Annotated in this window: 32 protein-coding genes, 1 other RNA gene and 1 pseudogene; 18 read left to right on the forward strand and 16 right to left on the reverse strand. The window is 55.1% G+C overall.

What is annotated here, in order from left to right:
* Positions 1-82 precede the first annotated feature (82 nt).
* Both rprA and ydiK read right to left on the reverse strand, forming a co-directional pair.
* An RNA gene (rprA, locus tag KFZ77_RS08115) (antisense sRNA RprA) lies at positions 83-190 on the reverse strand.
* A gap of 182 nt (positions 191-372) precedes the next feature.
* Complete coding sequence (gene ydiK / locus KFZ77_RS08120; protein WP_264385944.1) at positions 373-1,485, reverse strand: AI-2E family transporter YdiK; 1,113 nt, start codon at positions 1,483-1,485, stop codon at positions 373-375.
* A gap of 294 nt (positions 1,486-1,779) precedes the next feature.
* Here ydiK and ydiJ point away from each other — a divergent pair, with 294 nt between their 5' ends.
* The 5 genes from ydiJ to KFZ77_RS08145 all read left to right on the forward strand — a co-directional run bounded on the left by ydiJ (position 1,780) and on the right by KFZ77_RS08145 (position 6,464).
* Positions 1,780-4,836: a D-2-hydroxyglutarate dehydrogenase YdiJ gene (gene ydiJ / locus KFZ77_RS08125; RefSeq protein WP_264385945.1), complete on the forward strand. Its 3,057-nt coding sequence runs from the start codon at positions 1,780-1,782 to the stop codon at positions 4,834-4,836.
* Positions 4,833-5,243 carry a 1,4-dihydroxy-2-naphthoyl-CoA hydrolase gene (menI, locus tag KFZ77_RS08130; protein ID WP_264386165.1) on the forward strand — a complete coding sequence of 137 codons (411 nt, stop codon included), beginning with the start codon at positions 4,833-4,835 and terminating at the stop codon, positions 5,241-5,243. Before ydiJ ends, menI begins: the two co-directional genes overlap by 4 nt.
* Positions 5,244-5,615: 372 nt before the next feature.
* Positions 5,616-5,828: a transcription antiterminator/RNA stability regulator CspE gene (gene cspE / locus KFZ77_RS08135; protein WP_031522393.1), complete on the forward strand. Its 213-nt coding sequence runs from the start codon at positions 5,616-5,618 to the stop codon at positions 5,826-5,828.
* Between the two features lie 10 nt (positions 5,829-5,838).
* The gene (ymcF, locus tag KFZ77_RS08140) at positions 5,839-6,027 is read left to right on the forward strand and encodes a cold shock small protein YmcF (protein ID WP_264386166.1); all 189 of its coding nucleotides are present in this window, start codon (positions 5,839-5,841) and stop codon (positions 6,025-6,027) included.
* Between the two features lie 245 nt (positions 6,028-6,272).
* Positions 6,273-6,464, forward strand: a complete 192-nt coding sequence (locus KFZ77_RS08145; protein WP_152548391.1) for a hypothetical protein — start codon at positions 6,273-6,275, stop codon at positions 6,462-6,464.
* A gap of 31 nt (positions 6,465-6,495) precedes the next feature.
* Here the strand turns inward: KFZ77_RS08145 and KFZ77_RS08150 are convergent, their stop codons facing one another.
* The 5 genes from KFZ77_RS08150 to KFZ77_RS08170 form a co-directional block, all read right to left on the reverse strand.
* The gene (locus KFZ77_RS08150; RefSeq protein WP_031522395.1) at positions 6,496-6,744 is read right to left on the reverse strand and encodes a biofilm/acid-resistance regulator YmgB/AriR; all 249 of its coding nucleotides are present in this window, start codon (positions 6,742-6,744) and stop codon (positions 6,496-6,498) included.
* A 124-nt stretch (positions 6,745-6,868) separates the two neighbouring features.
* Positions 6,869-7,162, reverse strand: coding sequence for a hypothetical protein (locus KFZ77_RS08155; protein WP_264385946.1), 294 nt, complete (start codon positions 7,160-7,162; stop codon positions 6,869-6,871).
* Between the two features lie 176 nt (positions 7,163-7,338).
* Positions 7,339-7,578 carry a regulatory protein YcgZ gene (gene ycgZ, locus KFZ77_RS08160; protein WP_031522397.1) on the reverse strand — a complete coding sequence of 80 codons (240 nt, stop codon included), beginning with the start codon at positions 7,576-7,578 and terminating at the stop codon, positions 7,339-7,341.
* 228 nt (positions 7,579-7,806) lie between these two features.
* Positions 7,807-8,118 carry a hypothetical protein gene (locus tag KFZ77_RS08165; RefSeq protein ID WP_051640528.1) on the reverse strand — a complete coding sequence of 104 codons (312 nt, stop codon included), beginning with the start codon at positions 8,116-8,118 and terminating at the stop codon, positions 7,807-7,809.
* A gap of 323 nt (positions 8,119-8,441) precedes the next feature.
* A complete protein-coding gene (locus KFZ77_RS08170) occupies positions 8,442-9,653 on the reverse strand; it encodes a diguanylate phosphodiesterase (protein ID WP_264385947.1) in 1,212 nt (403 codons plus the stop codon).
* Between the two features lie 225 nt (positions 9,654-9,878).
* Between KFZ77_RS08170 and KFZ77_RS08175 the strand changes: the two genes are divergently transcribed.
* Positions 9,879-10,082, forward strand: coding sequence for a hypothetical protein (locus tag KFZ77_RS08175; protein ID WP_264385948.1), 204 nt, complete (start codon positions 9,879-9,881; stop codon positions 10,080-10,082).
* A 56-nt stretch (positions 10,083-10,138) separates the two neighbouring features.
* On the opposite strand, the gene KFZ77_RS08180 is transcribed toward KFZ77_RS08175, so the two are convergent.
* The 5 genes from KFZ77_RS08180 to KFZ77_RS08200 form a co-directional block, all read right to left on the reverse strand.
* Positions 10,139-10,393, reverse strand: coding sequence for a biofilm/acid-resistance regulator YmgB/AriR (locus KFZ77_RS08180; protein WP_031522402.1), 255 nt, complete (start codon positions 10,391-10,393; stop codon positions 10,139-10,141).
* Positions 10,394-10,428: 35 nt separating this feature from the next.
* Positions 10,429-10,719, reverse strand: a complete 291-nt coding sequence (locus KFZ77_RS08185) for a hypothetical protein (protein WP_031522403.1) — start codon at positions 10,717-10,719, stop codon at positions 10,429-10,431.
* Positions 10,720-10,879: 160 nt separating this feature from the next.
* A complete protein-coding gene (gene ycgZ, locus KFZ77_RS08190; protein ID WP_031522405.1) occupies positions 10,880-11,125 on the reverse strand; it encodes a regulatory protein YcgZ in 246 nt (81 codons plus the stop codon).
* 214 nt (positions 11,126-11,339) lie between these two features.
* Positions 11,340-11,660: a hypothetical protein gene (locus KFZ77_RS08195; protein ID WP_051640530.1), complete on the reverse strand. Its 321-nt coding sequence runs from the start codon at positions 11,658-11,660 to the stop codon at positions 11,340-11,342.
* Positions 11,661-11,879: 219 nt separating this feature from the next.
* Positions 11,880-12,416, reverse strand: a complete 537-nt coding sequence (locus tag KFZ77_RS08200) for a TetR/AcrR family transcriptional regulator (protein WP_264385949.1) — start codon at positions 12,414-12,416, stop codon at positions 11,880-11,882.
* Positions 12,417-12,531: 115 nt separating this feature from the next.
* Between KFZ77_RS08200 and KFZ77_RS08205 the strand changes: the two genes are divergently transcribed.
* The 4 genes from KFZ77_RS08205 (at position 12,532) to KFZ77_RS08220 (ending at position 14,472) form a co-directional block, all read left to right on the forward strand.
* Positions 12,532-12,960, forward strand: coding sequence for a PACE efflux transporter (locus KFZ77_RS08205; RefSeq protein WP_264385950.1), 429 nt, complete (start codon positions 12,532-12,534; stop codon positions 12,958-12,960).
* Positions 12,961-13,278: 318 nt separating this feature from the next.
* Complete coding sequence (locus KFZ77_RS08210; RefSeq protein WP_264385951.1) at positions 13,279-13,659, forward strand: anti-adapter protein iraM; 381 nt, start codon at positions 13,279-13,281, stop codon at positions 13,657-13,659.
* A gap of 177 nt (positions 13,660-13,836) precedes the next feature.
* Positions 13,837-14,196 carry a TfoX/Sxy family protein gene (locus KFZ77_RS08215; RefSeq protein WP_264385952.1) on the forward strand — a complete coding sequence of 120 codons (360 nt, stop codon included), beginning with the start codon at positions 13,837-13,839 and terminating at the stop codon, positions 14,194-14,196.
* 87 nt (positions 14,197-14,283) lie between these two features.
* The gene (locus KFZ77_RS08220; protein WP_031522415.1) at positions 14,284-14,472 is read left to right on the forward strand and encodes a YjfB family protein; all 189 of its coding nucleotides are present in this window, start codon (positions 14,284-14,286) and stop codon (positions 14,470-14,472) included.
* 60 nt (positions 14,473-14,532) lie between these two features.
* On the opposite strand, the pseudogene KFZ77_RS08225 reads toward KFZ77_RS08220, so the two are convergent.
* Both KFZ77_RS08225 and KFZ77_RS08230 read right to left on the reverse strand, forming a co-directional pair.
* A pseudogene (locus KFZ77_RS08225) lies at positions 14,533-14,838 on the reverse strand (alpha/beta hydrolase); the annotation flags it as partial.
* A gap of 7 nt (positions 14,839-14,845) precedes the next feature.
* Positions 14,846-15,094: a hypothetical protein gene (locus tag KFZ77_RS08230; RefSeq protein WP_264385953.1), complete on the reverse strand. Its 249-nt coding sequence runs from the start codon at positions 15,092-15,094 to the stop codon at positions 14,846-14,848.
* Between the two features lie 651 nt (positions 15,095-15,745).
* On the opposite strand from KFZ77_RS08230, the gene sufA reads away from it, so the two are divergent.
* From sufA to ldtE, 7 genes are all read left to right on the forward strand, one after another.
* Entirely contained in the window at positions 15,746-16,114 is a 369-nt protein-coding gene (sufA, locus tag KFZ77_RS08235) for a Fe-S cluster assembly scaffold SufA (protein ID WP_031522420.1), read from the forward strand.
* An 8-nt stretch (positions 16,115-16,122) separates the two neighbouring features.
* Positions 16,123-17,607, forward strand: a complete 1,485-nt coding sequence (gene sufB, locus KFZ77_RS08240) for a Fe-S cluster assembly protein SufB (RefSeq protein ID WP_264385954.1) — start codon at positions 16,123-16,125, stop codon at positions 17,605-17,607.
* Between the two features lie 19 nt (positions 17,608-17,626).
* Positions 17,627-18,373: a Fe-S cluster assembly ATPase SufC gene (gene sufC, locus KFZ77_RS08245; RefSeq protein WP_031522423.1), complete on the forward strand. Its 747-nt coding sequence runs from the start codon at positions 17,627-17,629 to the stop codon at positions 18,371-18,373.
* Complete coding sequence (sufD, locus tag KFZ77_RS08250; RefSeq protein WP_264385955.1) at positions 18,348-19,622, forward strand: Fe-S cluster assembly protein SufD; 1,275 nt, start codon at positions 18,348-18,350, stop codon at positions 19,620-19,622. The genes sufC and sufD overlap by 26 nt, the downstream gene beginning before the upstream one ends.
* Positions 19,619-20,839, forward strand: a complete 1,221-nt coding sequence (gene sufS / locus KFZ77_RS08255; protein WP_264385956.1) for a cysteine desulfurase SufS — start codon at positions 19,619-19,621, stop codon at positions 20,837-20,839. Before sufD ends, sufS begins: the two co-directional genes overlap by 4 nt.
* A gap of 13 nt (positions 20,840-20,852) precedes the next feature.
* Positions 20,853-21,269 (forward strand): cysteine desulfuration protein SufE, encoded by a 417-nt coding sequence (gene sufE, locus KFZ77_RS08260; protein ID WP_031522429.1) that lies wholly within the window; start codon positions 20,853-20,855, stop codon positions 21,267-21,269.
* Between the two features lie 97 nt (positions 21,270-21,366).
* Positions 21,367-22,392: a L,D-transpeptidase LdtE gene (gene ldtE, locus KFZ77_RS08265; RefSeq protein ID WP_031522431.1), complete on the forward strand. Its 1,026-nt coding sequence runs from the start codon at positions 21,367-21,369 to the stop codon at positions 22,390-22,392.
* A gap of 57 nt (positions 22,393-22,449) precedes the next feature.
* Here ldtE and KFZ77_RS08270 read toward each other — a convergent pair whose 3' ends face one another.
* Together KFZ77_RS08270 and pykF are read right to left on the reverse strand one after the other, a co-directional pair.
* Positions 22,450-22,686 (reverse strand): major outer membrane lipoprotein, encoded by a 237-nt coding sequence (locus tag KFZ77_RS08270; RefSeq protein ID WP_007374746.1) that lies wholly within the window; start codon positions 22,684-22,686, stop codon positions 22,450-22,452.
* A gap of 306 nt (positions 22,687-22,992) precedes the next feature.
* Entirely contained in the window at positions 22,993-24,405 is a 1,413-nt protein-coding gene (gene pykF, locus KFZ77_RS08275; protein WP_031522436.1) for a pyruvate kinase PykF, read from the reverse strand.
* A gap of 995 nt (positions 24,406-25,400) precedes the next feature.
* Here pykF and KFZ77_RS08280 point away from each other — a divergent pair.
* On the forward strand, positions 25,401-26,657 hold the full coding sequence (locus tag KFZ77_RS08280) for an autotransporter strand-loop-strand O-heptosyltransferase (RefSeq protein WP_031522438.1): 1,257 nt from the start codon (positions 25,401-25,403) through the stop codon (positions 26,655-26,657).
* The last annotated feature ends 23 nt before the right edge of the window (positions 26,658-26,680 follow it).

Genomic DNA, 26,680 nt, shown 5'->3' on the forward strand with positions numbered 1-26,680 from the left:
TTTTTATTTCCCCGGCGCGAAATATGCTGTCACATTCCGTAAGCGAAATTAACGACTCAATGTCAGGTCGCGGTTTTTCAGGATAAAAAAAAGCCCATCGTGGGAGATGGGCAAAGACTACACACAGCAATTCGTTGTTTCACTCAGGGGATTTCCATGCATATAAATCAAGGTGTTGATTTATAACCATGACCTAATAGTAGCCACCGTCACCTTGAGGCGTCGATCGGATTCCTCTCATTAGTTTAAGAAAGATAAATAATCTGCGAGGCGGGAGAAATTAATCATGGCGTACCGGGCGGAACAAAGCGAAATTACTTAATTAAATGATTAGCAGCGCTAAACAATAAGGCGGGTTTCCCCGCCTGTTGTTTATTTTGCTTTCTGCTGCTCGTCAGCGACGTTTTCGATTACTTCATCAACCGGCTTGTGCGGCGCAGGGCTCTCCTGCACCCAGGCATAGAACAGACGCCAGGAGACGGCCAGCACTACCGGGCCGATAAACAGGCCAATCATGCCAAAGGCAATCAGGCCGCCGATGACCCCGGAGAGGATCAGCACCATCGGCAGATCGGCACCCATACGGATCAGTACCGGACGGATCACGTTATCCAGCGTACCCACCACGCAGCTCCAGACCAGCAGCACCGTGCCCCAGGTGGTATCCCCGCTCCAGTAGAGCCAGATAATGCACGGGATCAGCACCGGCAACGGGCCGAGCTGTACCAGGCAGGAGAGCACCATTACCACCGTCAGGATGGTGGCGTACTGAATGCCGGCGATGGCGATACCGACGCCGCCGAGAATGCCCTGCACCAGCGCCGTGACCACCACGCCGAGCGCAACCGCGCGGATCGCCTGAGCCGCCAGCACCACTGCCGCATCGCCGCGGCTGGAGGCCAGGCGGGTGGCGAAGTGGCGGAAGCCCTGGGCTACGCGCTCGCCGCGCCAGTAGAGCAGGGCAGCAAAAAGCAGCATCAGCGCACAGTGCATCATAAAGCGGCCAATGTGCGCCGCCTGGCCGATAAACCAGGTGGTGGTGGTGCCAATATAGGGGCGCAGCTTCGCCATAATGGCACTGCCGCCGCTGTCCACCAGGTTATGCCAGCCGGCGTAGAGCTTCGCGCCCACCATCGGCACGCTGTTGAGCCAGGCTAAATCCGGAAGTGTCATTTGCCCGGAGGAGAGCCAGTGCACCAGCGGCGCGCTGTTGTCCACCAGGCTGTTCACCAGCAGGGCCACCGGGATCACCAGCAGCAGGATCAGCAGCAGCGTCATCACCAGCACCGCCAGCGAGCGGCGGCCCCAGAGGATCTGCTGCAGGCGCAGCATCAGCGGCCAGGTGGCGATCACCACCGTGCCGGCCCAGGCGAAGCCGAGAATAAACGGCTGCACAATCCACACGCAGGCGATAATCATCACCGAAAGAAACAGGACGGACAGCAAAATCTGTGGCACATCCATGGGCTGTCTGAGTTTTACCATAAACACCGTTACCTTATTAACAATCGCCAGACCCTGGCGAGAAGAGAGTCGCCGACAATGATTCATTATTTCAGCGGTTTTTGACAGTGCGATTCTGCCGCTATTTCAGGTGGGCGTATAAGAAAAAAATGTGATACAACCATCGGTGCACAACGCAAACGATAACTTCGAACCTTTACGGCGGCTTACGCGCCATTCTGGCTCAGCGCTGCGCCAGCGGTGGCGAGAATAACGATACAACGTCAGGTCAGGTTTTAACTCTCAACACACTTCGTCAGGCAGGGTCACAGGCTAATGATCCCACAGATTTCTCAGGCACCGGGCTTAGTTCAACTGGTGCTCAACTTTTTGCAGGCGCTGGAGCAGCAGGGATTCACCGGCGACACCGCCACCAGCTACGCCGACCGGCTTACCATGGCGACGGACAACAGTGTTTATCAGCTGCTGCCGGACGCCATTCTTTTCCCCCGTTCCACCGCCGATGTGGCGCTGATTGCCCGCATTGCCGGCGAGGCGCGTTTTGCCTCACTGGTCTTCACGCCGCGCGGCGGCGGCACCGGCACCAACGGCCAGGCGCTCAACCGCGGCATCATCGTCGATATGTCGCGCTATATGAACCGCATCCTTGAGATCAACATCGAACAGGGCTGGGTGCGGGTTGAGGCCGGGGTGATTAAGGATCAGCTCAACCAGTATCTTAAGCCGTTCGGCTACTTCTTCTCGCCGGAGCTCTCTACCAGCAACCGCGCTACCCTCGGCGGCATGATCAACACTGATGCCTCGGGGCAGGGGTCGCTGGTGTATGGCAAAACCTCGGATCACGTGCTTGGCCTGCGCGCCGTGCTGGCCGGGGGCGATATTCTCGATACCCAGGCAATGCCGGTGGCGCTGGCGGAAGTGCTGGGCCGCGAAGCCACCACCGTTGGCCGCATCTATAAAACCGTGCTGGAGCGCTGTCGCGACAATCGCCAGCTGATCCTCGATAAATTCCCGAAGCTCAACCGCTTCCTCACCGGGTACGATCTGCGGCACGTGTTCAACGACGAAATGACCGAGTTCGACCTGACGCGCATTCTCACCGGCTCCGAAGGCACGCTGGCGTTTATCACCGAGGCGAAACTTGATATTACTCCGCTACCGAAGGTGCGGCGGCTGGTCAACGTCAAGTATGACTCCTTCGACTCGGCGCTGCGCAACGCCCCGTTTATGGTTGAGGCGCGGGCGCTGTCGGTGGAAACCGTGGATTCGAAGGTGCTCAACCTGGCGCGGGAGGACATCGTCTGGCATTCGGTGAGAGAGTTGATTACCGATGTGCCGGATAAAACGATGCTCGGTCTTAATATAGTTGAATTCGCCGGGGATGACGAAGCGCTGATTGATGGCCAGGTGGCGAGCCTGTGTGGCCGCCTCGACGCGCTGATGGTGTCGGGCCAGGCGGGCGTCATCGGCTGGCAGCTGTGCAGCGAGCTGGCGGGCATCGAGCGCATCTATGCGATGCGTAAAAAAGCGGTGGGCCTGCTCGGGAATGCCAAAGGGCTGGCGAAACCGATCCCGTTTGCCGAAGATACCTGCGTGCCGCCGGAGCAGCTGGCGGATTACATCGTGGAATTCCGCGCCCTGCTCGACAGTCACGGTCTGAGCTACGGCATGTTCGGCCATGTGGATGCGGGCGTACTGCACGTGCGTCCGGCGCTGGATATGTGCGACCCGCAGCAGGAGATCCTGATGAAGCGTATCTCCGACGAGGTGGTCGCGCTGACCGCCAGATATGGCGGCCTGCTGTGGGGCGAGCACGGGAAAGGCTTCCGCGCCGAATACAGCCCGGCCTTTTTCGGCAGCGAGCTGTACCACGAACTGCGCCTGATTAAAGCCGCATTCGACCCGGATAACCGACTGAACCCCGGCAAAATCTGCCCGCCGGCAGGCCAGGACGCGCCGATGATGCAGGTGGACGACGTGAAGCGCGGCACCTTCGACCGGCAGATCCCGCTGGCGGTGCGCACCTCCTGGCGCGGGGCGATGGAGTGCAACGGCAACGGCCTGTGCTTCAACTTCGACGTCAACAGCCCGATGTGCCCGTCGATGAAAATCACCCGGGAACGCATTCACTCCCCGAAAGGGCGCGCCACGCTGGTGCGCGAGTGGCTGCGCCTGCTGGCGGATCGCGGCGTCGATCCGCTGAAGCTGGAGAAAGCCCTGCCGGAGAAACGCGCCAGCCTGCGCTCCCTGATTGAGCGCAGCCGCAACTCGTGGCATGCCCGTAAAGGCGAGTACGACTTCTCTCACGAAGTGAAAGAGGCGATGTCCGGCTGTCTGGCCTGTAAAGCCTGCTCCACGCAGTGCCCAATTAAAATCGACGTGCCGGAGTTCCGCTCGCGCTTTTTACAGCTCTACCACACCCGCTACCTGCGCCCTGTGCGCGATCATCTGGTCGCCAGCGTTGAGAGCTACGCGCCGCTGATGGCCCACGCGCCGAAAACCTTTAACTTCTTCCTGCGCCAGCCCTGGCTGCGTCGCCTGTCCGAGAAACATATCGGGATGGTCGATCTGCCGCTGCTCTCCACCCCGACGCTGCAGCAGCAGCTGGTTGGCCATGCCTGGGCGAACACCACGCTGGAACAGCTGGAGAAGCTTGGCGTGGAGGAGAAAGCGAAAACCGTGCTGGTGGTGCAGGACCCGTTCACCAGCTACTACGATGCGCAGGTGGTGGTGGACTTTGTGCGTCTGGCGGAGAAGCTCGGCTTCAATCCGGTAGTGCTGCCGTTTTCCCCCAACGGTAAAGCGCAGCACATTAAAGGTTTCCTGCAGCGCTTCGCCCGCACCGCGCAAAAAACGGCGGAGTTTCTTACCCGCGTGGCGCGCACCGGTATTCCGCTGGTGGGCGTCGATCCGGCGCTGGTGCTGTGTTACCGCGACGAGTACAAGCAGACGCTCGGTGAGGCGCGTGGCGACTTCCACGTTCAGCTGGTGCACGAGTGGCTGGCGGGGGCACTGCCCGCACCGCAGCCGGGAAGCGTGAGCGGCGAGTCCTGGTATCTGTTCGGGCACTGCACCGAGATGACCGCGCTGCCCGCTACCGGCAGCCAGTGGGCCGCTATCTTTGCCCGCTTCGGCGCAAAGCTTGAGAGCGTCAGCGTCGGCTGCTGCGGCATGGCGGGCACCTACGGACACGAAGTAAAAAATCACGCCCGATCCCTCGGTATCTACGAGCTTTCATGGCACCCGGCGATTGCACGTCTGCCGCGCAACCGCTGCCTGGCGACCGGCTACTCGTGCCGCAGCCAGGTGAAGCGCATTGAGGGGAGCGGGGTGCGTCATCCGTTACAGGCGCTGCTGGAGATCATTGGCTGATGTGGAAACGAACTGCCACCCTTGAGGCGCTCAACGCCATGACCGCCGGGAACATGACCGGCCTGCTTGATATTCGTTTTGTTTATCTTGATGACGCGCGGCTGGAGGCGACCATGCCGGTGGACAGCCGCACTCATCAGCCTTTCGGCCTGCTCCACGGCGGCGCATCGGTGGTGCTGGCAGAGACGCTGGGGTCGGTGGCGGGATATCTCTGCACTGAAGGCGACCAGAGCGTGGTCGGGCTGGAAGTGAATGCCAATCATATCCGCAGCGTGCGCAGCGGCCTGGTGCGCGGCGTCTGTCGGGCGGTGCACGTGGGCCGGCGTCACCAGGTGTGGCAGATAGAGATCGTTGATGAGCAGGGCAGGTTATGCTGCACGTCACGGCTGACCACGGCGGTGGTGTAGTGCCTTCGGCGACAAGATAAAAATAAATAAACGCAGCGCTGTTAAAAATTAATGTTATTCAGCGCTGCGTTTATTTTTACCTATCCTCGGAAGCGCGCATTTTTTTCACCTATTAAAAACGTGTAAACGTAAAGAAAAGCAAAGTCGAATGAGATAAATCTCTAAGGATAAATAAAGCTTGCGCCGAAAAGTTAAACATGCGTTAATGATGGTGTCGGTTTGATTGACAGACACATCTCAGCATTTCATTAAAGCAGTCCTCATCTTTACGTATCCACGATACCTCTTCCTTTGAGTCTCCACTTTACGCTCTGATTTACGCTGTTCTCAGACCATTTACGCCCGAAAGGCACAAAGAAAAGGATAAAAAATATGTCTGGTAAAATGACTGGTTCCGTAAAATGGTTCAACCCGGAAAAAGGCTTCGGCTTTATTTCTCCCGAGGACGGCAGCAAAGACGTGTTCGTACACTTCTCCGCTATCCAGAGTGATGATTTCCGTACCCTGTACGAAGATCAAAAAGTTGAGTTTTCAGTTGAGAACGGCCCAAAAGGCCCGTCAGCTGTTAACGTGGTTGCGCTCTAAGGACAACACTATCACTGATCAAATTCATTTCAGATGTCCGTGCTGTCACGGTTCACAATACCGAACCTCAGCCTTCGACGTCACAGAAAATAATCCGTTTGGTGCAAAATGTATTTTTTGTAAGTCAGCGATGACGACTTTCGATAACATTACCCACCTGATTCAGAAAAGCTATTCAGCGTCTGAGTTCCGGAAATAAAATAAATAGATAAAGCCTCGCAGCGATGCGGGGCTTTATTTTTCCGCCCCCTTTTTTATTAACCATTATGCCCCCATGTCATTAATGGCGGCACAACATCGGTTACGCTGGGGATATATTCCGGAACGGTGGGATGTGCTGACGGCGTTGGGTATACCAGCGCGTGAAAATACGAGGCGGAAGACTGCTTCATATGAAAGGTAAAAGTTCAGCCGGCGTTATGCTGCTGAATACCCGGAGGTAATGTGGACAATGAAACGGAAATACCTTGTGCGGTAAAAATGCTCATCGGCAGTGCGGTAACGCATCTGCTGATGCCCCAGGGGGCGGTGAGAGTGCAGGATATCATCCATGTGCTGCATCAGCTCAGCCTGACGGATGACGATCCTGCATCCTGTCACCATGCTATTCGCCTGCTGAAGGCGAAAATGCATTAAGCCCCGCGTCGGGTGACGCGAGGCGATAGCCTTATGCGTCGTCAGGGGTTCTGCCGACGACGATTTCCAGCGTACTGCGCAACACATCCAGATGAACCACATCGGTGGTGCTTTCCATTTCGGCGATGAGATACAGAATGATGGCTTTATTGGTCACTTTCCGCTCGTCGGCAAGAATGTTGCGGATCACCGCACCCAGCACCTCTGACTCCTGGGCCAGCTGATCGCCTGCGCTTTTGAAAAACGAAACGATCTCTTTTTCTGAAGAATTTTGCTGCATAGTATTTGCTCTGCGAAAAGAATAAGTCTTTAGCCGTCCGGCACCGGCTGAGCCTGAACATCCTGCTCAAAACACAATGCCCGGGGAACCTCTGCCCCGGTTACGACCCGATAAAATTACGCGCTTAATGCTTTTTTGTCCCGGCAGGCGGCGCATCGCCATCAAACAGCGTACCTCTGCCCTCTTTATCACGACTCCCCGGTAGGCGCTTACCGCGTTTCGCAGGGACCCCACGGCGCACTTCAGCAATGGCACTCTTAATGACCTCCTGACGCAGGGCATCATTTTCACCCGCGGCCATCACTTCAAGCCGGGCGATAAGTGACGCGCTGCTGATGGGCGCATTGTCATTGAGTAACGCCAGCACGGCCTCGCCGATAATATGGTCTGCTAATTTATCTTTATCACTTTCGTACATAACAACTTCTCTGATTACATTTTGCCTGGCAGATCGGTTAACCGCGCCGGACACGCACCCGTAAGGGCGCAGTGGGACTTAATCGCGTAGCGTGAGAACATCACTCCCGATAAGCCCATCCTGAATGTCGCGCATCAACAAATCAGGTGCAATCATGGGCGCCATACCTGCGGGTATTAGCGCTGGAACATCATTCCGACGAGCTCTCTGTAATGAGCATCCTGTTCCGGAGTACAGGCCATCTCAAGTCGGTACATGAGCTTTGCACAAATCGCCCTGCGGCTGAGCCTTTTGCCTTCGCGCAACAGCTCAACCACCACTTCTCCCAGCGTCTCCTGCTGCGACAGATTAACGGCTTTACTGAAATAACGTGAGATGTCGCTGGCAGAGTCCGACCTCGAACCGTACCGATGCATGATTTCACCCTTAAATGATTAAGTCAGGATTACATTTAAAAGGTAAAAATTAACGAAATTCAGAAAAGTTGTACAGGATTGATCATAGCGTACAGGTAAGTTTTTTTTAGCAATTCGTGCTAAGTGAGGCGTGGAGCAGATAAAGGGGGGGAGAAACCGGTTACGCGAACAGGACTCTCTGAATGTCATCCGTGACATCAAGGTAAACACCAGCAAATCGCGTTAGCGTCAGCTTTTAGTTCGTGGACGTTGTTCCAGGGTAACAACGTTATCTCGTTCGGCATGATGTTCGGCTTCATCATGGCCCATAATGTCCCAGTTAAGCGCAGCGATATGCTGGCTACCCAACTCGCGAAAGGTATTCAGCCAGTCGCAGGCTTCATAAATCGCGGCCTGACGTTCGGGTGAGGTGGTGCGATGCGCCATCAAACCCAGCTGCCTTACCAGTGCTGCTACGTCAATTTCCTGTTCATTAAGCGCCAGGTACATGGCCGCTTCACCAATAATAACCCTGGTTTTCTCATCGTTATTAAAATACAAGCATCCTCCTGTAATATTTTACCCATGTGCAGAAGCTATAATTTCTCATTATTCAGGTTTGTACAACGGCCCGAACAGAAGAAAACAGGGATAGAGCGGCTGTCAACCATAACAAATTGATAACATGGCAATTTTAAAGTTGAAATTATGTTTTACAATATATTTCGTAAGGTCATTTCAGCGTAACGGCATACGCTAATAGCACATCGCGACGCTTGGATTATGCAGCTGGGCGCGAAACAAGAAATAAACGCAGCGTGAAAACGCCAGGCCAGAGAAATAGCATGGCCGGAACGAGCCGGCCATAAAATAGCGTATAGTGGTTACCGAAGTTCAGGCCAGGCAACCGGGGGCAATGCACCCAAAGCTGGTGCTGCGAAAAGAGCGCCCTGGAAGCTGGAAATACCTGCCACTTCCAGCCACATCCACTCTTCGGGTTGTTCAACACCCTCAGCCGTCACGGCGATTTCCAGTGCGGTACAGCACTTGATGATCGCCAGTACGATGGCCTGTTTCGGGCCGCTTTTATGCACATCGCGAATGATGTTGCGATCGATTTTAATCCGGTCCGGCTGTACCCGCGTGAGCATCAACAGGCCCGCCGAGCCGGCACCGAAATTATCAATCGCCAGACCAATTCCCGCCGCCTTAAGTTGGCGTACCGCCTGTTCGAAGTCGTCACCCCGGGAAACCACATCGCTTTCCATCACTTCCACTACCACCTGCTGTGGGACCAGACCGTTTTCATCAATCGCGCGCAGCAGAAAATCGATGGCATCAGGCACCTTAACCAGCGACATCGGCAGCAGGTTAATCGACAGCGTCAGGCCGTCGATGCCGAGGCTGCTGGCCTGGGCAAACGCCAGCGCTTTGGCATTGAGATCGGTTTCATACATCCCATGAGGGGACAAAGTAGCGAAGAACTCCTTCAGGCTGCTGCCATTCGGGCCACGCATTTTAGCTTCCACCGACACCAGTTCACGGGCCATCGGATCAACGATGGGCTGAAACGCAAAACTGTACTCATCGGCGTGTGGCAGGGCAGAAACAGGCTGCGGAGCGGACTGCTCATCGGGCAGGAACACCCAGTGGTCGGCAGGCAGTACTTCGAAATAGTTTTTCTTCTCTGTGGCCTCAACGAAGGTCCGTAAAAACTGTAGCGCGCGGTCATCGTAGGTCAGCTGATAGCGGGATGTGCCGCGATCGAGCACCGACTGCAACACGGAAAACTCCTCATGCGCCCGCAGATCGAACAACTCCATACCGGCATTGCCAAACCGGCGCGCCGGAGCGTGATCGCGCATCAGTTCCACCACATTATGGTGCTTTACATCGGCACAGATGCGGTTATAAACGGCGTTTACCCCGTCTTCCGGCCCTTCCAGCAGCTGAAAAAAGTGGGTGCCGTTGAACAACAAAATGCCCGTGACGTCATAGGACGCGTTGCGTTCGCTGGCTTTATGGACCATGTTTTCCAGCGTTTTCAGCGTGACGTCATCGGAAATGTGACTGCGGTAGAGAAGGGTAGTCAGCATAACGAGGTTCCGGTTTGGCGAATGTGGCCGGTACTGTAGCAGATACCCCGCGGGGGATGTCCAGCAATGTCCTGTTCATATCAATGAATTAAGACAACTCATTTCTGAGCTGTATCAGTTACGCCACAGAGTCTGTAGGATAATGCGGTGCCTGAAGACGGGTGTCACTTTGGACGGTGAGATGATAGCTTGAATGTCCGTCCAGTAATAAACGGAGGAGAACGTTTGGATCATGAGAAACCCAACATCCCCGAAGAAGCCCTTGCTGCAGTAGGTTACGCCGTATCCCAGCTTATCAGGGCTGGTAAACCGGTACATATGCATGACATCACGGCGCGGTTACACGAGCTGGTAGAACAGACCACCGACGAGACCCAGAAACGTTCGCTGTTGCATGCGGTCCGGATAATTGCCGCAAAAATGAACTAGCCGGGTGAGCAGATGAAACCAGAGCCGCAGGGTGCAACGGCTCCGGGTAAAATCATTCAGATATGCAGATCGTCCGGCGTGTGGCTCACCACCAGCTCCAGCGTCTGACGCAAAATATCCTGCTGTACGACATCATCTGTGCACTCCAGCTGTTTAATCAGATGGATGATGATGGCCTTGTTAGTAACCTGACCCTGATGCGCAGCAAGATGGCGGATAGTTGCCCCGAGAACCTCGGTTTCACTGGTATACAAATCGCCCGCGTTCATGAAGTGCTGAAGAATAGCGGGGTGGACAAATTGCTGCTGCATGTATCAGATCCTGTAAGACGGTAAACGATGGCAGTTTAATGCTTGTCGTCTTCCGGCGTGTCGTCGTGGTTGAAGAGATAGTGCACGTTTTCGCCATTGTGCACCTGCTGTGTGTCACTGTTTGATGAGGCATTGTGGCTATTGCGAATTTCAGCAATCGCCCACTCGCAGGCCTGTCGGCGTGCTTCGCTCTGCTCATTTGCTGCCAGCATATGTAAGCGCGTAATCAGCACGCTGGCGGAAACGGTGCTGCCATCATGTAACAGCGAAAGGACGGCTTCACCCATCATGATGTCCGTCAATTTTTGTACTGTATCTCTGTTCATATCTGATTCTCTGGAAGTCAGTTTGCCCTGCTGTTCGTTTCTCGGGGCAGGGGTGGAATGCGTGCTGCAAATTCCGGGCTGGCTTCAGATGAAGAGGCTCAGAGATGAAAGCTGGCACGTCGCGACCGGGTAATAAACGGGCAGACGAGACCAGCCGGCATTATGCATCCCGAACGAAAAGCAGGCGAATGAGTTCCTGGAAGTGCGTTTTTTCTTCGCTGGTGTCGGCGTGCTCAAGGCGTGCCAGCAGCTTAGTGCAAATCGCTTTGCGATTCAGCGTACGTCCCGCTCGGAGAATTTCCACCACGACTCTGCCCAGCGTTTCCTGTTGAGAGGGAAGCGACGCTTCGCTGAAGTAACGTGCAATGTCGGCGTTGGGGAGCGTAGTGTATCCGTGCTGGCGCATTGGCATATCCTTCACGTTGAGTTGAAATTAACCTGTTGATAACTACAAAGCTATACAACTTTGTGCTTCTTGTACAGGGAAGTCTGCGTTGTACAGGATCTTTTTGGTCAAACTTTGTCAATGTGAGGGTGTTTGTGAAGGGGTGTTGTGGATTCTAAGTCATTAAAATACTTAGAAAACCACCACCGTGTGGCGTGTCGGTGGTGGCGATGCGCTACTTTTTGGCACGGGGCTCGGGTGTCACAGCAAATTGAAACTCACCGGGCAATTTCCCTTCCAGCCAGCCAGCCCGTTCCGGGGTGCGGCTGCTGAGTGAGCAGTAGCCTGCGAGCCAGCGGCGTGTTTCATGCATCAGCATCAGCCGTTGTTCATCGTGCTCGGTTTCCGCCATCGTCAGCATCTCTTTCTGCAGGGTCTGGACGTTCACGTCCTGGCTTCTGAGAAGGAGCTGCATTGCCGCCTGGCCAATTAGCATGTTGCTCTGTTCTTCGTCAGAAATAAACACGTATGCCTCCGATTGGTTGGTAAAAAACATACTGCACGTTGAGTATATAAAAAAATGGTGCACTTTTCAGGCCGTAGTGATTTGTTTCGGCTATTTCTGTAAAAATCTCAAGAATATTCTGGTTTAGTGCGGTTGATAGCCGGGCGGGCAGTGCGTTATTCCGACGCGCGATTCAGGATTAAAGAAAGAGAGGCACGCCACATAACCAGGCAGGCGGGTAATCGCCGCCGGGTACGCTGCAGGGCAACGCTATTGTGCGTATTGTTCCAGATCGGAAAAGATGTCTTCCCACACCTCCTCGCTGATGTCGTAGCCCACCAGATTGCGGATCAGGATGGCGCCCTCAACGGCTAAATAGGCGATCCGGCGTTTACGCGCCTGCTCATCGTCAGCGCTGAAATCACCGATTCTCTCCTGATACCACTGCTTCATATACTCGCTTTGTGAACCGGAACCCACCTGGGCGGCCAGCAGCGTCGAAATACGGCTACCCGCCTTATCATTCACCTCTTTGGTTGCCTTGATGTGAGCCATCAGGCGTGAACGGGCATCAGGATGTTCCCCTGCCAGCTGCTCATATTTTACCTGCTCGCGCTGCATCCAGCGCGCCAGCAGTGCATCAAGAATATTTTCCCGCGAACCAAAAACTGACTGGACGCTGGCCTTTGAGAGGCCAGATTCGACCGCAATGCTCCCGAACGAAAGGGCTTTAGCGCCTTCTTTAGTCAGCACAGCCTCAGCGGCATCAAGCAGATCTTCGCGATGATTTTTACGTGGACGCGCCATGACTTCTCCGGCAATTGATTTAGATACGACCGTATGTTAATTTTCCTCAGCACCGGCCCGGTAGAATACATGGTATCGCGATGGACTGGCTTCGTTATCGCGAAAGAGGATATTTATGTTCAGTTTACAACCCGTTACTCGCAGGATCACCTACGTTGTTATTTTCGAACTGATTGCCGTCATGCTGTCATCTATGATCCTTTCAGGAATGAGCGATCGACAGGTAACCGATTCGCTTCCTGTCGCCGTGGGCGTTTCGCTGATTGCTGTCGTCTGGAACTATGTTTACAACACGCTGTTTGAATCATGGGAGCGGAAAAAGGGCATTACAAACAGGAGCGTGACGCTGAGAGTGGCTCACACAGTGCTGTTTGAAGCCGGCTTTATCGTGCTCGCCGTGCCCTTGTTTATGTGGTGGTACCATGTCTCGTTCGTTACGGCATTTATGATGGAACTGGGGATCCTGGTTTTCTTCCTGGTGTACACCTTTGTATTTACCTGGCTGTTCGACAAGATCGTTCCCACCGCCGCCTCGCAACACTGATTCGCCCAGCCCCGCGCTGTCGATTCCCGGCAGCGCCACTTCACTGCTACTACCGCCCTTCCAGCTGCCTGAATCTGCGCCTGTCTAACACCTGTGGCGCGATAGCGGGCTGAGGGCAAATATCTCTCGCTCGTGTATCCCATAAGGATTGTAAGTTTTTTTGTAGAAATCTCATTTTGTTCTAGCCTTTTTTTACATCGCGAATTTTGTGGGTGCAGGTGACCCTCTTTTCCCGCAAATATTCAGGGTAAAAACGCATCAAGGGCGAGGGCATGGGGACATGCCACCCGCCTGCATGACATACCATCGTGGAGCAATATGGACTGGAAGATCGTAGATTCACTGGCAAGCCCGGACACCGGGACCATCTTTACCGTGGCCCAGACCGCAAAGGCATTCAAATATGTTTTGTGGTTTCGCGGCGATTACTTTTTACGGCAGGGGCAGACCATCACTACCCATGACAGCGGTTTATATGTGGATGGTAAACCTCAGGAACTGAACGTGATACATGCTTCGCCGTTTAACGCCCGGATGTGGCAAAACCTGCTGGCCATGACGGATTGTCCGGGTAACAAAGGTGAGATTCACAGTGAATGCCCGCGCGGAAAACGGTGCCTGTTTGCGCTCTGCCCCTGGGGTATGAAGTCGTATATTCCTGAAGTTAAGAATCAAGACCAAAATAAGGCAGAAGTTTAGCTTTGTGGGATTAAGGTTGATTGTTAAGTGTCTGAATGTTAATTAGTAATTATCACTAATACTTAATTTTCAAGATTATTTAAGTGGGTAATTTGGCCTTAAAGCTTATAGCGTCATTCTTTCATGCGCGGTGATGTGGAGGCATTATGCGTCTGAATACGTTCAGGAGCATAGCCGATGAAAGTTTCCCATGAACTGGCCCACTATCTTATCGATCAGCTCAGCCCGACAGGTCGCTTCAGCGCCCGGGCAATGTTTGGCTGTACCGCGCTGTTTCTTGATGGCCTGATGGTGCTGCTGATTACCCGGCAGGGTGAGATCTATGTAAAGACTGACGCTACCAGTCAGCATCGCTTTGCTGAGGCGGGCTGCCAGCCGTTTACTTATACCCGGCGCGGGCCGTCCGGCGTCAGAGAAGTGGCGCTGTCGTTTTCGCAGCTGCCGGAAGGGGTGGTTGAAGAACAGGATGAGCTTATCAACTGGGTGAAAACTGGTATCGATGCAGCGCGCCGGGCGACGGCAGGGGATCGCTTATGATTTGCCCGATGCTGCCGATACTATCCTGAGGCGTCATCACGCGCCGGCATCCGTTCCCGCTAACCTCGTATCACACAGGAGAACATCATGGACGCAGCGAACATCGCTTCCCTTGCAACCAGCCTCGATAGCATGCAGCTTAATAATCAGGTGAGCACGTTAGTACTGAAGAAAGCACTGGATAATCAGCAGAGTGTGGCATCCGGTATCCTCGATGCCATTCCTCAGCTGCCCGCCAACCCGGCCATCGGCCGGAACATCAATACCACCGCCTGAACCAGCAGCCAACGCAAAAAAGCCACCGTGCGGTGGCTTTTAATGGCTCAGGATCCGATGTTATTTCAGGCTGGTTTCAAAGAACTGCCCGAAGCGGGTAAACGGAATTTTACCGGCGACGTTATCGTACAGGTCAACGTGGTTGGCCCCCGGAACAATCACCAGCGCTTTCTGTTTACTGCCGACGGCGTTAAAGGCATCTTCCGCAAAATAGCGCGAGTGCGCTTTTTCACCCGTCACGACCAGCGTCGGGATAGTAATCTCACTGGCATAGCTGAGCAGCGGCATATTCATAAACGACAGCGGCATTGTCGCGTTCCACGCACCCGTGGAGTTAACAGAGCGCGCATGGAAACCGCGCGGCATGCCGGCATTAATGCTGGCTTTTGCTGTCCCGCAGGTAGTCGCGAAGCGTATCGTGGAGCGCCTGATTATCGTCTTTATCAAGCCCACGGTTCTGGTATTCCGTAGCCAGTTTGATAATCACATCATCAAAATGCCCCTTGAGATTGATGTTGTTGATACCCACCTGTACCTGCATAAGTTCACGCAGCACTCTGGTTTCGATGGTTAAGCGGTGTACGGTCAGTTCCAGCTGCTTGATCCTGTCTTCAACGGACATAGAGAGATTCCCTTTGTGATGTGTAATCCATTAGATTTTTCGTACAATTTTTCCCGGACGTCAACTCTGCATTGCCATTAATCGTGGTATGAAACCCTGGCGCGCGGCGGCAATACTCAAATCGGGCTAATGATTGAATGCTGACCCAGCCCGGTGAGAACCGCAGAGAGGGATAAAGGTTATTTTGCCGGGGCGGGGTATAATTAATAATGCACTGCGGCGTCAGCGCGTCGTCAAAGGCGTGCCGGGTTAAAAGGCTGCTGAATGTGTCTTAATGCCGATAAACGAAGCCGGAGCCACAAAAAGTAAGGTTATGTGCAGGGCAGACTGCCGCCGCCCGCTAACCGTGCTTCAGGAATGCGAGCACATCAGCGCACACATTTCTTTGAACCCTATCTTATAAATAGGTATTATCTATACAACTTATTAACATAATCCGCTGTGGCATCAGGTATAATACATTTATCTTGCACATCAGCAGGTTATCCCGTTTTACGCATAGCCGATCGTCTTTTTAACAGCGTCTATGCTTAATACACGCGCCTGAAAAACGATTTTTTGCTAATAACCCTCATCCGCAGAGGTTGAAGTGATAATTATTATCACTAACATGGCGTTATCGCTTTCTGGCTTAAAACATGAGGTGCACCTATGGAAACGTCAGCAGGAACTTTTGATCCCAACCAACCGGGCTGGCAGGGGCTACATCTGACCCCTGAAGCCGCAGCGCATATCCGAGACCTGGCGGAGCAGCAGTCAGGTTTCCTCGGCGTGCGTCTGGGTATTAAGCAGACCGGCTGTGCCGGCTTTGGCTACGTGCTGGAAACGGTCACCGAGCCGCGCGAAGACGATCTGCTGTTCGAGCGCGACGGCGCGCGCCTGTGGGTGCCAGCCGACGCCATGCCGTTTATCGACGGAACCGAAGTCGATTACGTACGCGAAGGGCTGAACCAGATATTTAAATTTAATAACCCGAAAGCGCAGCACGAGTGCGGCTGCGGCGAAAGCTTTGGGGTATAGGCGGTAATATGTCTCGTAACACTGAAACGACCGATGATGTGCAGACCTGGACCGGGCCTCTGAACTATAAAGAGGGCTTCTTCACTCAGGTGCGAACCGAAGAGTTTGCCAAAGGCATTAATGAAGACGTGGTGCGCGCCATCTCTGCGCGCCGCAATGAGCCGGAGTGGATGCTGGAGTTCCGTCTCAACGCCTTCCGCGCGTGGCTGCAGATGGAAGAGCCGCACTGGCTGAAAGCCCACTACGACAAGCTCGACTATCAGGACTACAGCTATTACTCCGCGCCGTCCTGCGGCAGCTGCGACGATACCTGCGCGTCCCAGCCGGGTGCGGTGCAGCAGTCCGGGGAAAATGCCTGGCTGACACAGGAAGTCGAAGAAGCGTTCAACCAGCTCGGCGTGCCGGTACGTGAAGGGCGCGAAGTTGCGGTGGATGCCATCTTCGACTCCGTTTCGGTGGCGACGACCTACCGCGAGAAGCTGGGCGAGCAGGGCATTATCTTCTGCTCCTTTGGCGAGGCGATCCACGATCATCCGGAGCTGGTGAAGCAGTATCTCGGCACCGTGGTGCCGTCGAACGATAACTTCTTTGCCGCCCTGAACGCGGCGGTGGCGTCTGACGGCACCTTTATTTACATCCCGAAAGGGGTGCGCTGCCCGATGGAACTGTCTACCTATTTCCGCATCAACGCGGAAAAAACCGGTCAGTTTGAACGCACGATCCTGATTGCCGATGAAGGCAGCTACGTCAGCTACATCGAAGGCTGCTCTGCGCCGGTGCGCGACAGCTACCAGCTGCACGCCGCGGTGGTGGAAGTTATCATCCATAAAGACGCAGAAGTGAAGTACTCGACGGTACAGAACTGGTTCCCGGGTGACAACAACACCGGCGGCATCCTGAACTTCGTGACCAAGCGCGCGCTGTGCGAAGGCGAAAACAGCAAGATGTCCTGGACCCAGTCGGAAACCGGTTCGGCCATCACCTGGAAGTACCCGAGCTGCGTGCTGCGCGGTGACAACTCTATCGGTGAGTTCTTCTCCGTGGCGCTGACCGCCGGGCACCAGCAGGCGGATACCGGCACCAAGATGATCCACATCGGCAAGAACACCAAATCGACCATTATTTCGAAAGGGATCTCTGCCGGGCACAGCCAGAACAGCTACCGCGGGCTGGTGAAAATCATGCCGAGCGCCACTAACGCGCGTAACTTCACCCAGTGCGACTCCATGCTCATCGGCCCGGACAGCGGGGCGCATACCTTCCCGTACGTCGAGTGCCGCAACAACAGTGCCCAGCTTGAGCATGAAGCCACTACCTCGCGCATCGGGGAAGACCAGCTGTTCTACTGCCTGCAGCGCGGCATCAGCGAAGATGACGCCATCTCAATGATCGTTAACGGCTTCTGTAAAGACGTTTTCTCCGAACTGCCACTGGAATTTGCCGTGGAAGCACAAAAATTATTAGCCATCAGCCTCGAGCACAGCGTCGGGTAATGTCGATAAAGGATATTTCATGTTAAGCATCAAAGATTTACATGTCAGCGTTGAAGACAAAGCCATCCTGCGCGGCTTGAACCTCGAAGTGCGTCCGGGGGAAGTACACGCCATCATGGGGCCGAACGGCTCCGGGAAAAGTACCCTCTCGGCAACGCTGGCTGGCCGTGAAGACTATGAGATCACCGGCGGCGAAATCCTGTTCAAGGGCAAAGACCTGCAGGAGCTGGCACCGGAAGATCGCGCCGGGGAAGGCATCTTCATGGCATTCCAGTATCCGGTTGAAATCCCGGGCGTCAGCAACCAGTTCTTCCTGCAAACCGCGCTGAACGCCGTGCGTGAATACCGTGGTCAGGAGCAGCTAGACCGCTTCGACTTCCAGGATCTGATGGAAGAGAAGATCGAACTGCTGAAGATGCCAGAAGATCTGCTCAGCCGCTCGGTGAACGTTGGTTTCTCCGGCGGTGAGAAGAAGCGTAACGACATTCTGCAGATGGCGGTGCTGGAGCCGGATCTGTGCATCCTCGATGAAACCGACTCCGGTCTCGATATCGATGCCCTGAAAATCGTCTCTGACGGCGTCAACTCCCTGCGCGACGGCAACCGCTCGTTCGTTATCGTCACGCACTATCAGCGCATCCTTGACTACATCAAGCCGGACTTCGTGCACGTGCTTTACCAGGGCCGTATTGTGAAATCAGGCGACTTCTCGCTGGTGAAACAACTGGAGGAGCAGGGCTATGGCTGGCTTACAGAACAAGAGTAACGCACTACAGCAGTGGCACCACCTGTTTGAAACCCAGGGGGCTAACCGCTCAGGTGAAGCACAGCAGCACCTCCAGCAGATGCTGCGTCTCGGCCTGCCGACGCGCAAGCATGAGAACTGGAAATACACGCCGCTGGACGGCCTGCTCAATAACACCTTTGTGCTGCCAACGCCGCGCGAGCTGACGCATGCCGAGCGTGACGCGCTGGCATTGCCACTGGACGCGCTGCGCCTGGTGTATGTGGACGGGCAGTTCAGTGCAGCGCTGAGTGACGATCTTACCGGCAGCGGCTTTGACGTCACCATCGACGACGAGCGTGCGGGCCTGGCCGCGCCGGTGCAGCCGGATGTGTTCCTGCATCTGACCGAGAGCCTGGCGCCGACCGTGACGCGTATTCGCGTCGCGCGCAATACCCAGCCGGCGAAACCGCTGCTGCTGATGCATATCACCTGCGGCAGCGACGATGAGACGCTGAATACGGTGCACTATCGTCACCACCTCGACCTCGCCGAAGGGGCGCAAGCCACGGTGATTGAGCACTTTGTCAGCCAGGATGAGCGTCGCCACTTTACCGGCGCGCGCTTCACCTTCCGCGCCGGGGCTAACAGCCAGCTGCGTCATTACAAGCTGGCGTTTGAGAATGCCAACAGCTACCACTTCGCCCATAACGATCTGCTGGCGGAGCAGGATGTGGATGCTTACAGCAGCAGCTTCCTGCTCGGCGGCGCGGTGCTGCGTCACAACACCAGCACCCAGCTCAACGGCGAGAACGTCAACCTGCGCCTCAACAGCCTGGCGCTGCCGGTGAACAGCGAAGTGTGCGACACCCGCACCTGGCTTGAGCACAACAAGGGCTACTGCAACAGCCGTCAGATGCACAAAATAATCGTGCGCGACCGCGGACGTGCAGTGTTCAACGGCATGATTAAAGTGGCCCAGCACGCGATTAAAACCGACGGGCAGATGACCAACAACAACCTGCTGCTCGGCAAGCTGTCAGAAGTGGACACCAAGCCGCAGCTGGAGATCTATGCCGACGACGTGAAGTGCAGCCACGGGGCCACCATCGGCCGTATCGACGATGAGCAGCTGTTCTATCTGCGTTCGCGCGGTATTACGGCTCAGGCGGCGGAGCAGATGATTATTTACGCCTTTGCCGCAGAGCTGACCGAAAGCATTGACGACGAGACGCTCAAACAGCAGGTGCTGGCCCGTATCGGTCAGCGTCTGACAGGGGGAGAAGCATGACATTTTCCGTAGCTCAGGTGCGGGCCGATTTCCCGGTCCTCGCCCGGGAAGTGAACGGCCAGCCGCTGGCGTACCTCGACAGCGCGGCCAGCGCGCAGAAACCCAACCAGGTGATTGACGCCGAGCTGGGCCTGTATCGCACCGGCTATGCCGCAGTACATCGCGGCATTCACACCCTGAGCGCCGACGCGACGACGCAGATGGAGAACGTGCGCACGCTGGCGGCGCGCTTCCTCAAAGCCCGCTCCCATGAGGAGCTGGTGTTCGTGCGCGGTACTACGGAAGGCATTAACCTGGTAGCGAATACCTGGGGCGTGAGCAACGTCGGGCCGGGCGATAACATTATCGTCACCACCATGGAGCATCACGCCAATATTGTGCCGTGGCAAATGCTGTGCCAGCGCGTCGGCGCCGAGCTGCGGGTGATCCCGCTCAACGACGACGGCACGCTTAACCTTGAGGTATTGCCGTCCCTGATTGACGAGCGCACCCGCCTGCTGGCGGTGTCTCACGTCTCCAACGTGCTGGGGGTCGAGAACCCGGTACGCGATATCATCACTACCGCCCATGCGGCAGGAGTGAAGGTGCTGGTGGACGGTGCGCAGGCGGTAATGCATCACGCGGTTGACGTGCAGGCGCTGGGCTGCGACTTCTATCTTTTCTCGGCGCACAAGCTCTACGGGCCAACCGGCATCGGTGTGCTCTACGTGCGGGGCGACATTCTTAACGCCATGCCGCCGTGGGAAGGAGGCGGGTCGATGATCGGCACCGTCAGTCTGACCGAAGGCACGACGTGGAATGCCGCGCCGTGGCGCTTTGAAGCCGGTACGCCGAACACGGCGGGGATTATCGGTCTCGGTGCTGCGATAGAGTATGTGCATAATCTGGGCCTCGATAATATCGCCGACTACGAGCAGACGCTGATGCGCTATGCACTTAACGCCCTGCGCGAGGTGCCGGACCTCACTATCTATGGTCCGCCGGAACGCCTCGGGGTGATCTCCTTTAATCTCGGCAAGCATCATGCCTATGACGTGGGCAGCTTCCTCGATAACTACGGGATTGCCGTGCGCACCGGGCACCACTGCGCGATGCCGCTGATGAGCTTCTTTAACGTGCCTGCGATGTGCCGCGCGTCATTTGTGATGTATAACACCGAAGAAGAGGTGGACCGGCTGGTGGCGGGGTTAACCCGTATCCACCGTCTGCTGGGTTAACAGGGAGAACCGCATGGCCACGCTGCCAGACAAAGAGAAACTGCTGAAGAATTTCAGCCGCTGCACCAACTGGGAAGAGAAGTATCTCTACATCATCGAGCTGGGCCAGCGTCTGCCGGCGCTGAGCGATGAGGCGCACAATCCGGACAACATCATCCAGGGCTGCCAGAGCCAGGTGTGGATTGTGATGCACCAGAACGACGCCGGAAAAATCGAGCTACAGGGCGACAGCGATGCCGCCATTGTTAAGGGGCTGATTGCCGTGGTGTTTATTCTCTATCAGGAGATGAGCGCTCAGGATATCGTCGCCTTTGATGTGCGCCCGTGGTTCGAAGAAATGGCGCTGACGCAACACCTCACCCCGTCCCGCTCCCAGGGGCTGGAAGCCATGATCCGCGCAATCCGCGCCAGAGCAGCAATTCTTAGCTAAACTTCAGATACAGCTTTCATCCTGTCAACGCGAGGCGGCCTGCTGCCTCGCTCTCTTTCAGCGTTCTGGCGCTTCGCCAGTGATAAAGGAATTCAGTATGAAACGCGCCTCGCTTATTGCTGCAAGCCTGTTTACCGCTGCTCTGTTTCCCCATGCTGCGCTGGCGGTGGATTACCCGCTGCCGGCCAACGGGGGCCGTCTGATTGGTCAGAACCAGAGCTATATCGTGCAGGAAGGCGACCGCAACCTGCAGTCGATTGCCCGCCGCTTCAACTCCAGCGCTTTCCTGCTGCTGGAAGCGAACAATACCGTTGCCCCGCAGCCGATGCCGGGCACGCAACTCCTGATCCCGACCCAGCTGATCCTGCCGGATACGCCGCGGGAAGGCATCGTGGTGAACCTCGCCGAGCTGCGCCTCTATTACTACCCGCCGGGTAAGAACATGGTGCAGGTTTATCCCATCGGTATCGGCCAGGTGGGGCTGGAGACGCCGGTGATGGTCACCCGCATCAGCCAGAAGATCCCTAATCCGACCTGGACGCCGCCGGCCGGTATCCGGGCGCGCTCGCTGGCCAAAGGCATTGAGTTGCCGAAAGTGGTACCCGCCGGGCCAGGTAACCCGCTCGGACGCTATGCAATGCGGCTGGCGAAGGGGAACGGCGAGTACCTCATTCACGGCACCAGTGCGCCGGACAGCGTCGGGCTGCGCGTCAGCTCCGGCTGTATTCGTATGAACGCCGATGACATTCAGGCGCTGTTTGCCAGCGTGCCGTGGGGAACGCGGGTTGAAATCATCAACCAGCCGGTGAAGTTCACGCAGGAGCCGGACGGGAAGCGCTATGTAGAGGTCCACAGGCCGCTGTCGCAGCAGGATGAGCAAAACACCCAGACCGCACCGCTGACGCTGCCAGCAAGCTTTACAACCTTCGTGAGCGACGATCCCCTCGCGAAGCAGCAGGCTGATGCGGCGCTAACGCGGCGCGCCGGGTATCCGGTGGCAGTGGGCGGTGACGCTACGGCTCCTGGCAGGGCGGCGCAGCAAGTACAGAGTGCGAAGGTGAATGCGGAAAGTGGTGCAGAAGAGGGGAGCGTGACGGCGTCCGGGACGGTGCAGCTTCAGTAGCAAATTACAGGCAAAAAAAATGGCGCACAATGTGCGCCATTTTTATTACAGGTACTCTTACTTACGGTAAGAGTGAGCCTGGTTGTCCAGACGCTGGTTAGCACGAGCTGCGTCGTCTTTAGCAGCCTGTACGTCGGAACGGATTGCGTTCACGTCGTTGCTCAGCTGGTCAACTTTAGCGTTCAGAGTCTGAACGTCAGAAGACAGCTGATCGATTTTAGCGTTGCTGGAGCAACCAGCCAGCAGAGTTGAACCCAGGATTACCGCGCCCAGTACCAGTTTAGTACGATTCATTATAAATACCCTCTAGATTGAGTTAATCTCCATGTAGCGTTACAAGTATTACACAAAGTTTTTTAGGTTGAGAATATTTTTTTGATGGGAATACGCTTAAATTTGATCGTTCGCTCAAAGAAACATCGACATTAACGGGGAAGTTAAAAAAAGCGAGAGAAAACAGGCGGCTCTAATCGGATTCATCTTACGTTTCCCGCTATTAAATAGTGAAATTCAATTTGCTTTTTTATTATCTGCGTCTATTTAGCGAAATAAAAAAGGCACCCGAAGGTGCCTTTAGGCGTTATTTCCGTGACTGTTAAATTACAGAACGTGTACGGAAGCAGTGTTAGTGGTGCCGCTCGGTACCAGCGCACCGGAAACCATTACCACGATATCGCCTTTGTTCGCCAGGCCGCTTGCCAGCGCCGCTTCTTTACCCAGACGGTAGAAGTCGTCGGTAGAAGCAATCTCTTTCACCAGCTGCGGCACCACGCCTTTGCTCAGCACCAGCTGACGCGCGGTGATTTCGTTGGTGGTCAGTGCCAGGATGGTGGCGTTCGGGAAGTACTTACGTACCGCTTTAGCTGATTTACCGCCCTGGGTGGCGACCACGATCAGCGAGGATTCCAGCTTCTCAGCGGTTTCCACCGCGCCACGGCATACCGCTTCGGTGATGCGCAGCTTACGGCTGTCATGACCGTTGTCGAGACGGCTGGACATCACGCGGTCGGTACGCTCACAGATAGTCGCCATGATGGTAACCGCTTCCAGCGGGTATTTACCCTTCGCGGACTCACCAGACAGCATCACGGCATCGGTGCCGTCGATGATGGCGTTCGCTACGTCGCCTGCTTCTGCGCGGGTCGGACGCGGGTTTTTGATCATGGAGTCGAGCATCTGGGTGGCGGTGATCACCACTTTACGCGCGCGCACGCACTTCTCGATCATCATCTTCTGCGCGAAGATCACTTCCTCAACCGGGATCTCTACGCCCAGGTCGCCACGCGCAACCATGATGCCGTCAGACGCTTCGAGAATTTCGTCGAAGTTGTTCAGGCCTTCCTGGTTTTCGATTTTGGAGATGATCTGAATGCTTTCGCCGCCGTGCGCTTTCAGGTGCTGGCGAATTTCTTCTACGTCGGAACGTTTACGGATAAAGGAAGCCGCAACGAAGTCCACGCCCTGTTCGCAGCCAAAGATCAGATCCTGCTTGTCTTTTTCTGCCAGCGCCGGCAGTGCGATAGAAACGCCCGGCAGGTTAACGCCTTTGTTCTCGCCCAGGTCGCCGTTGTTCAGCACTTTACAGATAACCTTGTTGCCTTCGATGGCGGTCACTTCCATACCGATCAGGCCGTCATCCACCAGTACGGTGTTACCGACGGAAAGGTCGTTAGTGAAGCCTTCGTAGGTCACTGCCACGGTTTCGCTGTTACCCACCACCGATTTGTCAGTGGTGAAGGTAAAGGTCTGGCCCGCTTTCAGAGAGACGTCGTTGCCGCCTTCCAGTTTGATGGTGCGGATTTCCGGACCCTTGGTGTCCAGCAGGATGGCTGCTTTCTTACCGCTCTTTTCCATCACGTTGCGCAAGTTCTTGATGCGCTGACCATGCTCTGCATAGTCGCCGTGGGAGAAGTTCAGACGCATTACGTTCATGCCCGCGTCGAGCATACGGGACAGCATCTCTTCGGATTCGGTTTTCGGACCGATGGTGCAAACAATTTTCGTCTTTTTCATGACAGTCTTAGTCTTTTTAAGTTGAGAAGGATATGGAAATCATTCCCCGGGCCGTGCAGCACCGCGGGGTAAAGCCTGTGTTGCGAAAGTTGTGATGCCACAGCAGTAAGAATAGGTGACATCAAAAGAGCGTGCAGAGGAATGTCAGGCGACGTAGCGGCCCGGCAAGGAGTGCGAGAAGTGTTATTTGTCAGATTGCAGTCCAATGCGCTGAAACCATTCAAATTAAGATGGCGGCATTATAGCTTCCACAGTGACAGAAAGGAATTGAAAACGCTGTTTCAAAATACGAATTCACCGTCATTCTCGTTTCGTTATGAGACCGTTATCACATAATTGCGCAACAGTTGCATCGACGGGTGTTACCGGTTACCCGCCAGCAACGGCATCCCATAACCCCGTTTTACAAAGGGACTATTTCACGCCTGGCGCTACGCTTATTCACCCACTAATTCTGGTAGCGAAACGAATAAGCAATAAGATATCTCTTTTTATTATGGTGATTGAAAAAGAGAGCGCGCTCAAATTTGATAAACAAGAAAATTCCTGGCTTCGTTTATTTAATTGGTGTGACGAATTATTTTCCCACTCAATAATTATGTCAGCGAGGCGGATATATCGTTATCAATGTCGGGAGATAAGCGGGAAATATATTTTATATTTCGGAAGCAATATCACGTTTTTGCTCGAAATTTGGATTAAGGATAATCCTAAACTACTTGCATTTCATTGATGTCAACTTGCTGTTTTTAAACAGTTTTGGAAATTGGGGCTAAAACGACTTAAAATATAAGTTATTGATATATAAGCATCTTAACTTTTTGAAAGAATTTGCAATAAATCACCTGCTGGCTACTATTAAGCGACTCTTAACGAGTTTCATTAAATTTATAAAAAACTCACTCCGGATTATTACCTCCGGGGATCTGCTGGTGCCTGATTACTATTTTACGCCAGTGTTAATTACTGCTTTTCCTGATGATAAAGGTAAGGTGATGACGACTTCCGCAGCTGTTGGCCAGGGATATGCTTTTATTCTGCCGCCAGAAATTCCGACTCAGCAGGGGCCGATGGGTATCCTGTATGATTTTAATGATGGCGCCCGGTTACTGTTGCCTGCCGGAAACTGGCGGGTAGAAATAAGCGATGACGAAACGGGAAATATTCTGTTTGCCGATGACGTTGCGCAGGGCTGGGTAATCAGCACGAAAAAATACTATGTGCCGTTTCGCCTGCGGGTCTGGGACGGGGCGCAGTCAGATCCGGTGCTGGACCACACGCTGGATATGCGTGGCAAAACGGTGCTGGTTTCGTTTCCCAGCGGCACGCTGGGCGACCTGGTCGGCTGGGTGCCTTACGCCGAACGCTTTCGGCAGACCTGGCAGTGCCACGTGGACTGCACTATGGCCCAGCCTATCGTCGATTTGTTCACGCCGGTCTATCCTCAGCTAAATTTTTACACCCCTGACGACTGGCAGGCCGGGCCGGGCGTGAGCGCGCCGCCTTACGCCAGCTGGCGTGTCGGCCTGTTTTTTCACGGCGATCTCGACAAGCAGCCGTTTGATTTTCGCGCCGTCGGCCTGCACCGCACAGCCGGTCATATTCTCGGCGTCGACCCCACGGAAATCGTTCCGGATCTGCGCCAGCGCAGCCCGCGTCGTATCGCCGAACCCTATGTCTGTATCGCAACCCAGTCCACCAGCCAGGCCAAATTCTGGAACAACGGCAACGGCTGGCATGAGGTCATTGCCTGGCTGAAAGAGCAGGGCTATCGCGTGCTGTGCATCGACAAAGAGCGCGTGGTCGGGCGCGGTTACGTCTGGAACAAAATTCCCCACGGTGCGGAAGATTTCACCGGCAATCTGCCCCTCGCCGAGCGCGTGGCGCTGCTGGAGCACGCCGACTTCTTCATCGGCCTCGGCAGCGGCCTCTCCTGGCTTGCCTGGGGCAGCCGTATTCCGGTGGTGCTGATCAGTGGCTTCAGCCTGCCTTACAGCGAATTTTATACCCCCTGGCGCGTCATCAATACCCACGTCTGCAACGGTTGCTGGGATGACGTGCGGCTTGATTTCGACCATCAGGACTATTTCTGGTGTCCGCGCCACAAAGGCACGGACCGGCAGTACGAGTGCACACGTTTTATCACTGGCAAGCAGGTCATCGGCCATCTCCGTCGGCTGGTTGCCTTGCGAAGCAATCCCTTTGGCATCAAAACAACAGCATTGGCAGACCCCGATCAACATGCCGCGTGACGGATGAGAGACGGGTTTCGAGG

It is taken from the genome of Siccibacter colletis, from assembly GCF_025914095.1.
Lineage (GTDB): Bacteria > Pseudomonadota > Gammaproteobacteria > Enterobacterales > Enterobacteriaceae > Siccibacter > Siccibacter colletis.

What these genes read in the sequence shown, in the direction of transcription:
- ydiK (WP_264385944.1), bottom strand. Translation starts at nt 1,485, where the DNA reads ATGGTAAAACTCAGACAGCCCATGGATGTGCCACAGATTTTGCTGTCC.
- ydiJ (WP_264385945.1), top strand. Translation starts at nt 1,780, where the DNA reads ATGATCCCACAGATTTCTCAGGCACCGGGCTTAGTTCAACTGGTGCTC.
- cspE (WP_031522393.1), top strand. Translation starts at nt 5,616, where the DNA reads ATGTCTGGTAAAATGACTGGTTCCGTAAAATGGTTCAACCCGGAAAAA.
- KFZ77_RS08150 (WP_031522395.1), bottom strand. Translation starts at nt 6,744, where the DNA reads ATGCAGCAAAATTCTTCAGAAAAAGAGATCGTTTCGTTTTTCAAAAGC.
- KFZ77_RS08155 (WP_264385946.1), bottom strand. Translation starts at nt 7,162, where the DNA reads ATGTACGAAAGTGATAAAGATAAATTAGCAGACCATATTATCGGCGAG.
- ycgZ (WP_031522397.1), bottom strand. Translation starts at nt 7,578, where the DNA reads ATGCATCGGTACGGTTCGAGGTCGGACTCTGCCAGCGACATCTCACGT.
- KFZ77_RS08170 (WP_264385947.1), bottom strand. Translation starts at nt 9,653, where the DNA reads ATGCTGACTACCCTTCTCTACCGCAGTCACATTTCCGATGACGTCACG.
- KFZ77_RS08180 (WP_031522402.1), bottom strand. Translation starts at nt 10,393, where the DNA reads ATGCAGCAGCAATTTGTCCACCCCGCTATTCTTCAGCACTTCATGAAC.
- KFZ77_RS08185 (WP_031522403.1), bottom strand. Translation starts at nt 10,719, where the DNA reads ATGAACAGAGATACAGTACAAAAATTGACGGACATCATGATGGGTGAA.
- ycgZ (WP_031522405.1), bottom strand. Translation starts at nt 11,125, where the DNA reads ATGCGCCAGCACGGATACACTACGCTCCCCAACGCCGACATTGCACGT.
- KFZ77_RS08195 (WP_051640530.1), bottom strand. Translation starts at nt 11,660, where the DNA reads ATGTTTTTTACCAACCAATCGGAGGCATACGTGTTTATTTCTGACGAA.
- KFZ77_RS08200 (WP_264385949.1), bottom strand. Translation starts at nt 12,416, where the DNA reads ATGGCGCGTCCACGTAAAAATCATCGCGAAGATCTGCTTGATGCCGCT.
- KFZ77_RS08205 (WP_264385950.1), top strand. Translation starts at nt 12,532, where the DNA reads ATGTTCAGTTTACAACCCGTTACTCGCAGGATCACCTACGTTGTTATT.
- KFZ77_RS08210 (WP_264385951.1), top strand. Translation starts at nt 13,279, where the DNA reads ATGGACTGGAAGATCGTAGATTCACTGGCAAGCCCGGACACCGGGACC.
- KFZ77_RS08215 (WP_264385952.1), top strand. Translation starts at nt 13,837, where the DNA reads ATGAAAGTTTCCCATGAACTGGCCCACTATCTTATCGATCAGCTCAGC.
- KFZ77_RS08220 (WP_031522415.1), top strand. Translation starts at nt 14,284, where the DNA reads ATGGACGCAGCGAACATCGCTTCCCTTGCAACCAGCCTCGATAGCATG.
- KFZ77_RS08230 (WP_264385953.1), bottom strand. Translation starts at nt 15,094, where the DNA reads ATGTCCGTTGAAGACAGGATCAAGCAGCTGGAACTGACCGTACACCGC.
- sufA (WP_031522420.1), top strand. Translation starts at nt 15,746, where the DNA reads ATGGAAACGTCAGCAGGAACTTTTGATCCCAACCAACCGGGCTGGCAG.
- sufB (WP_264385954.1), top strand. Translation starts at nt 16,123, where the DNA reads ATGTCTCGTAACACTGAAACGACCGATGATGTGCAGACCTGGACCGGG.
- sufC (WP_031522423.1), top strand. Translation starts at nt 17,627, where the DNA reads ATGTTAAGCATCAAAGATTTACATGTCAGCGTTGAAGACAAAGCCATC.
- sufD (WP_264385955.1), top strand. Translation starts at nt 18,348, where the DNA reads ATGGCTGGCTTACAGAACAAGAGTAACGCACTACAGCAGTGGCACCAC.
- sufS (WP_264385956.1), top strand. Translation starts at nt 19,619, where the DNA reads ATGACATTTTCCGTAGCTCAGGTGCGGGCCGATTTCCCGGTCCTCGCC.
- sufE (WP_031522429.1), top strand. Translation starts at nt 20,853, where the DNA reads ATGGCCACGCTGCCAGACAAAGAGAAACTGCTGAAGAATTTCAGCCGC.
- ldtE (WP_031522431.1), top strand. Translation starts at nt 21,367, where the DNA reads ATGAAACGCGCCTCGCTTATTGCTGCAAGCCTGTTTACCGCTGCTCTG.
- KFZ77_RS08270 (WP_007374746.1), bottom strand. Translation starts at nt 22,686, where the DNA reads ATGAATCGTACTAAACTGGTACTGGGCGCGGTAATCCTGGGTTCAACT.
- pykF (WP_031522436.1), bottom strand. Translation starts at nt 24,405, where the DNA reads ATGAAAAAGACGAAAATTGTTTGCACCATCGGTCCGAAAACCGAATCC.
- KFZ77_RS08280 (WP_031522438.1), top strand. Translation starts at nt 25,401, where the DNA reads ATGACGACTTCCGCAGCTGTTGGCCAGGGATATGCTTTTATTCTGCCG.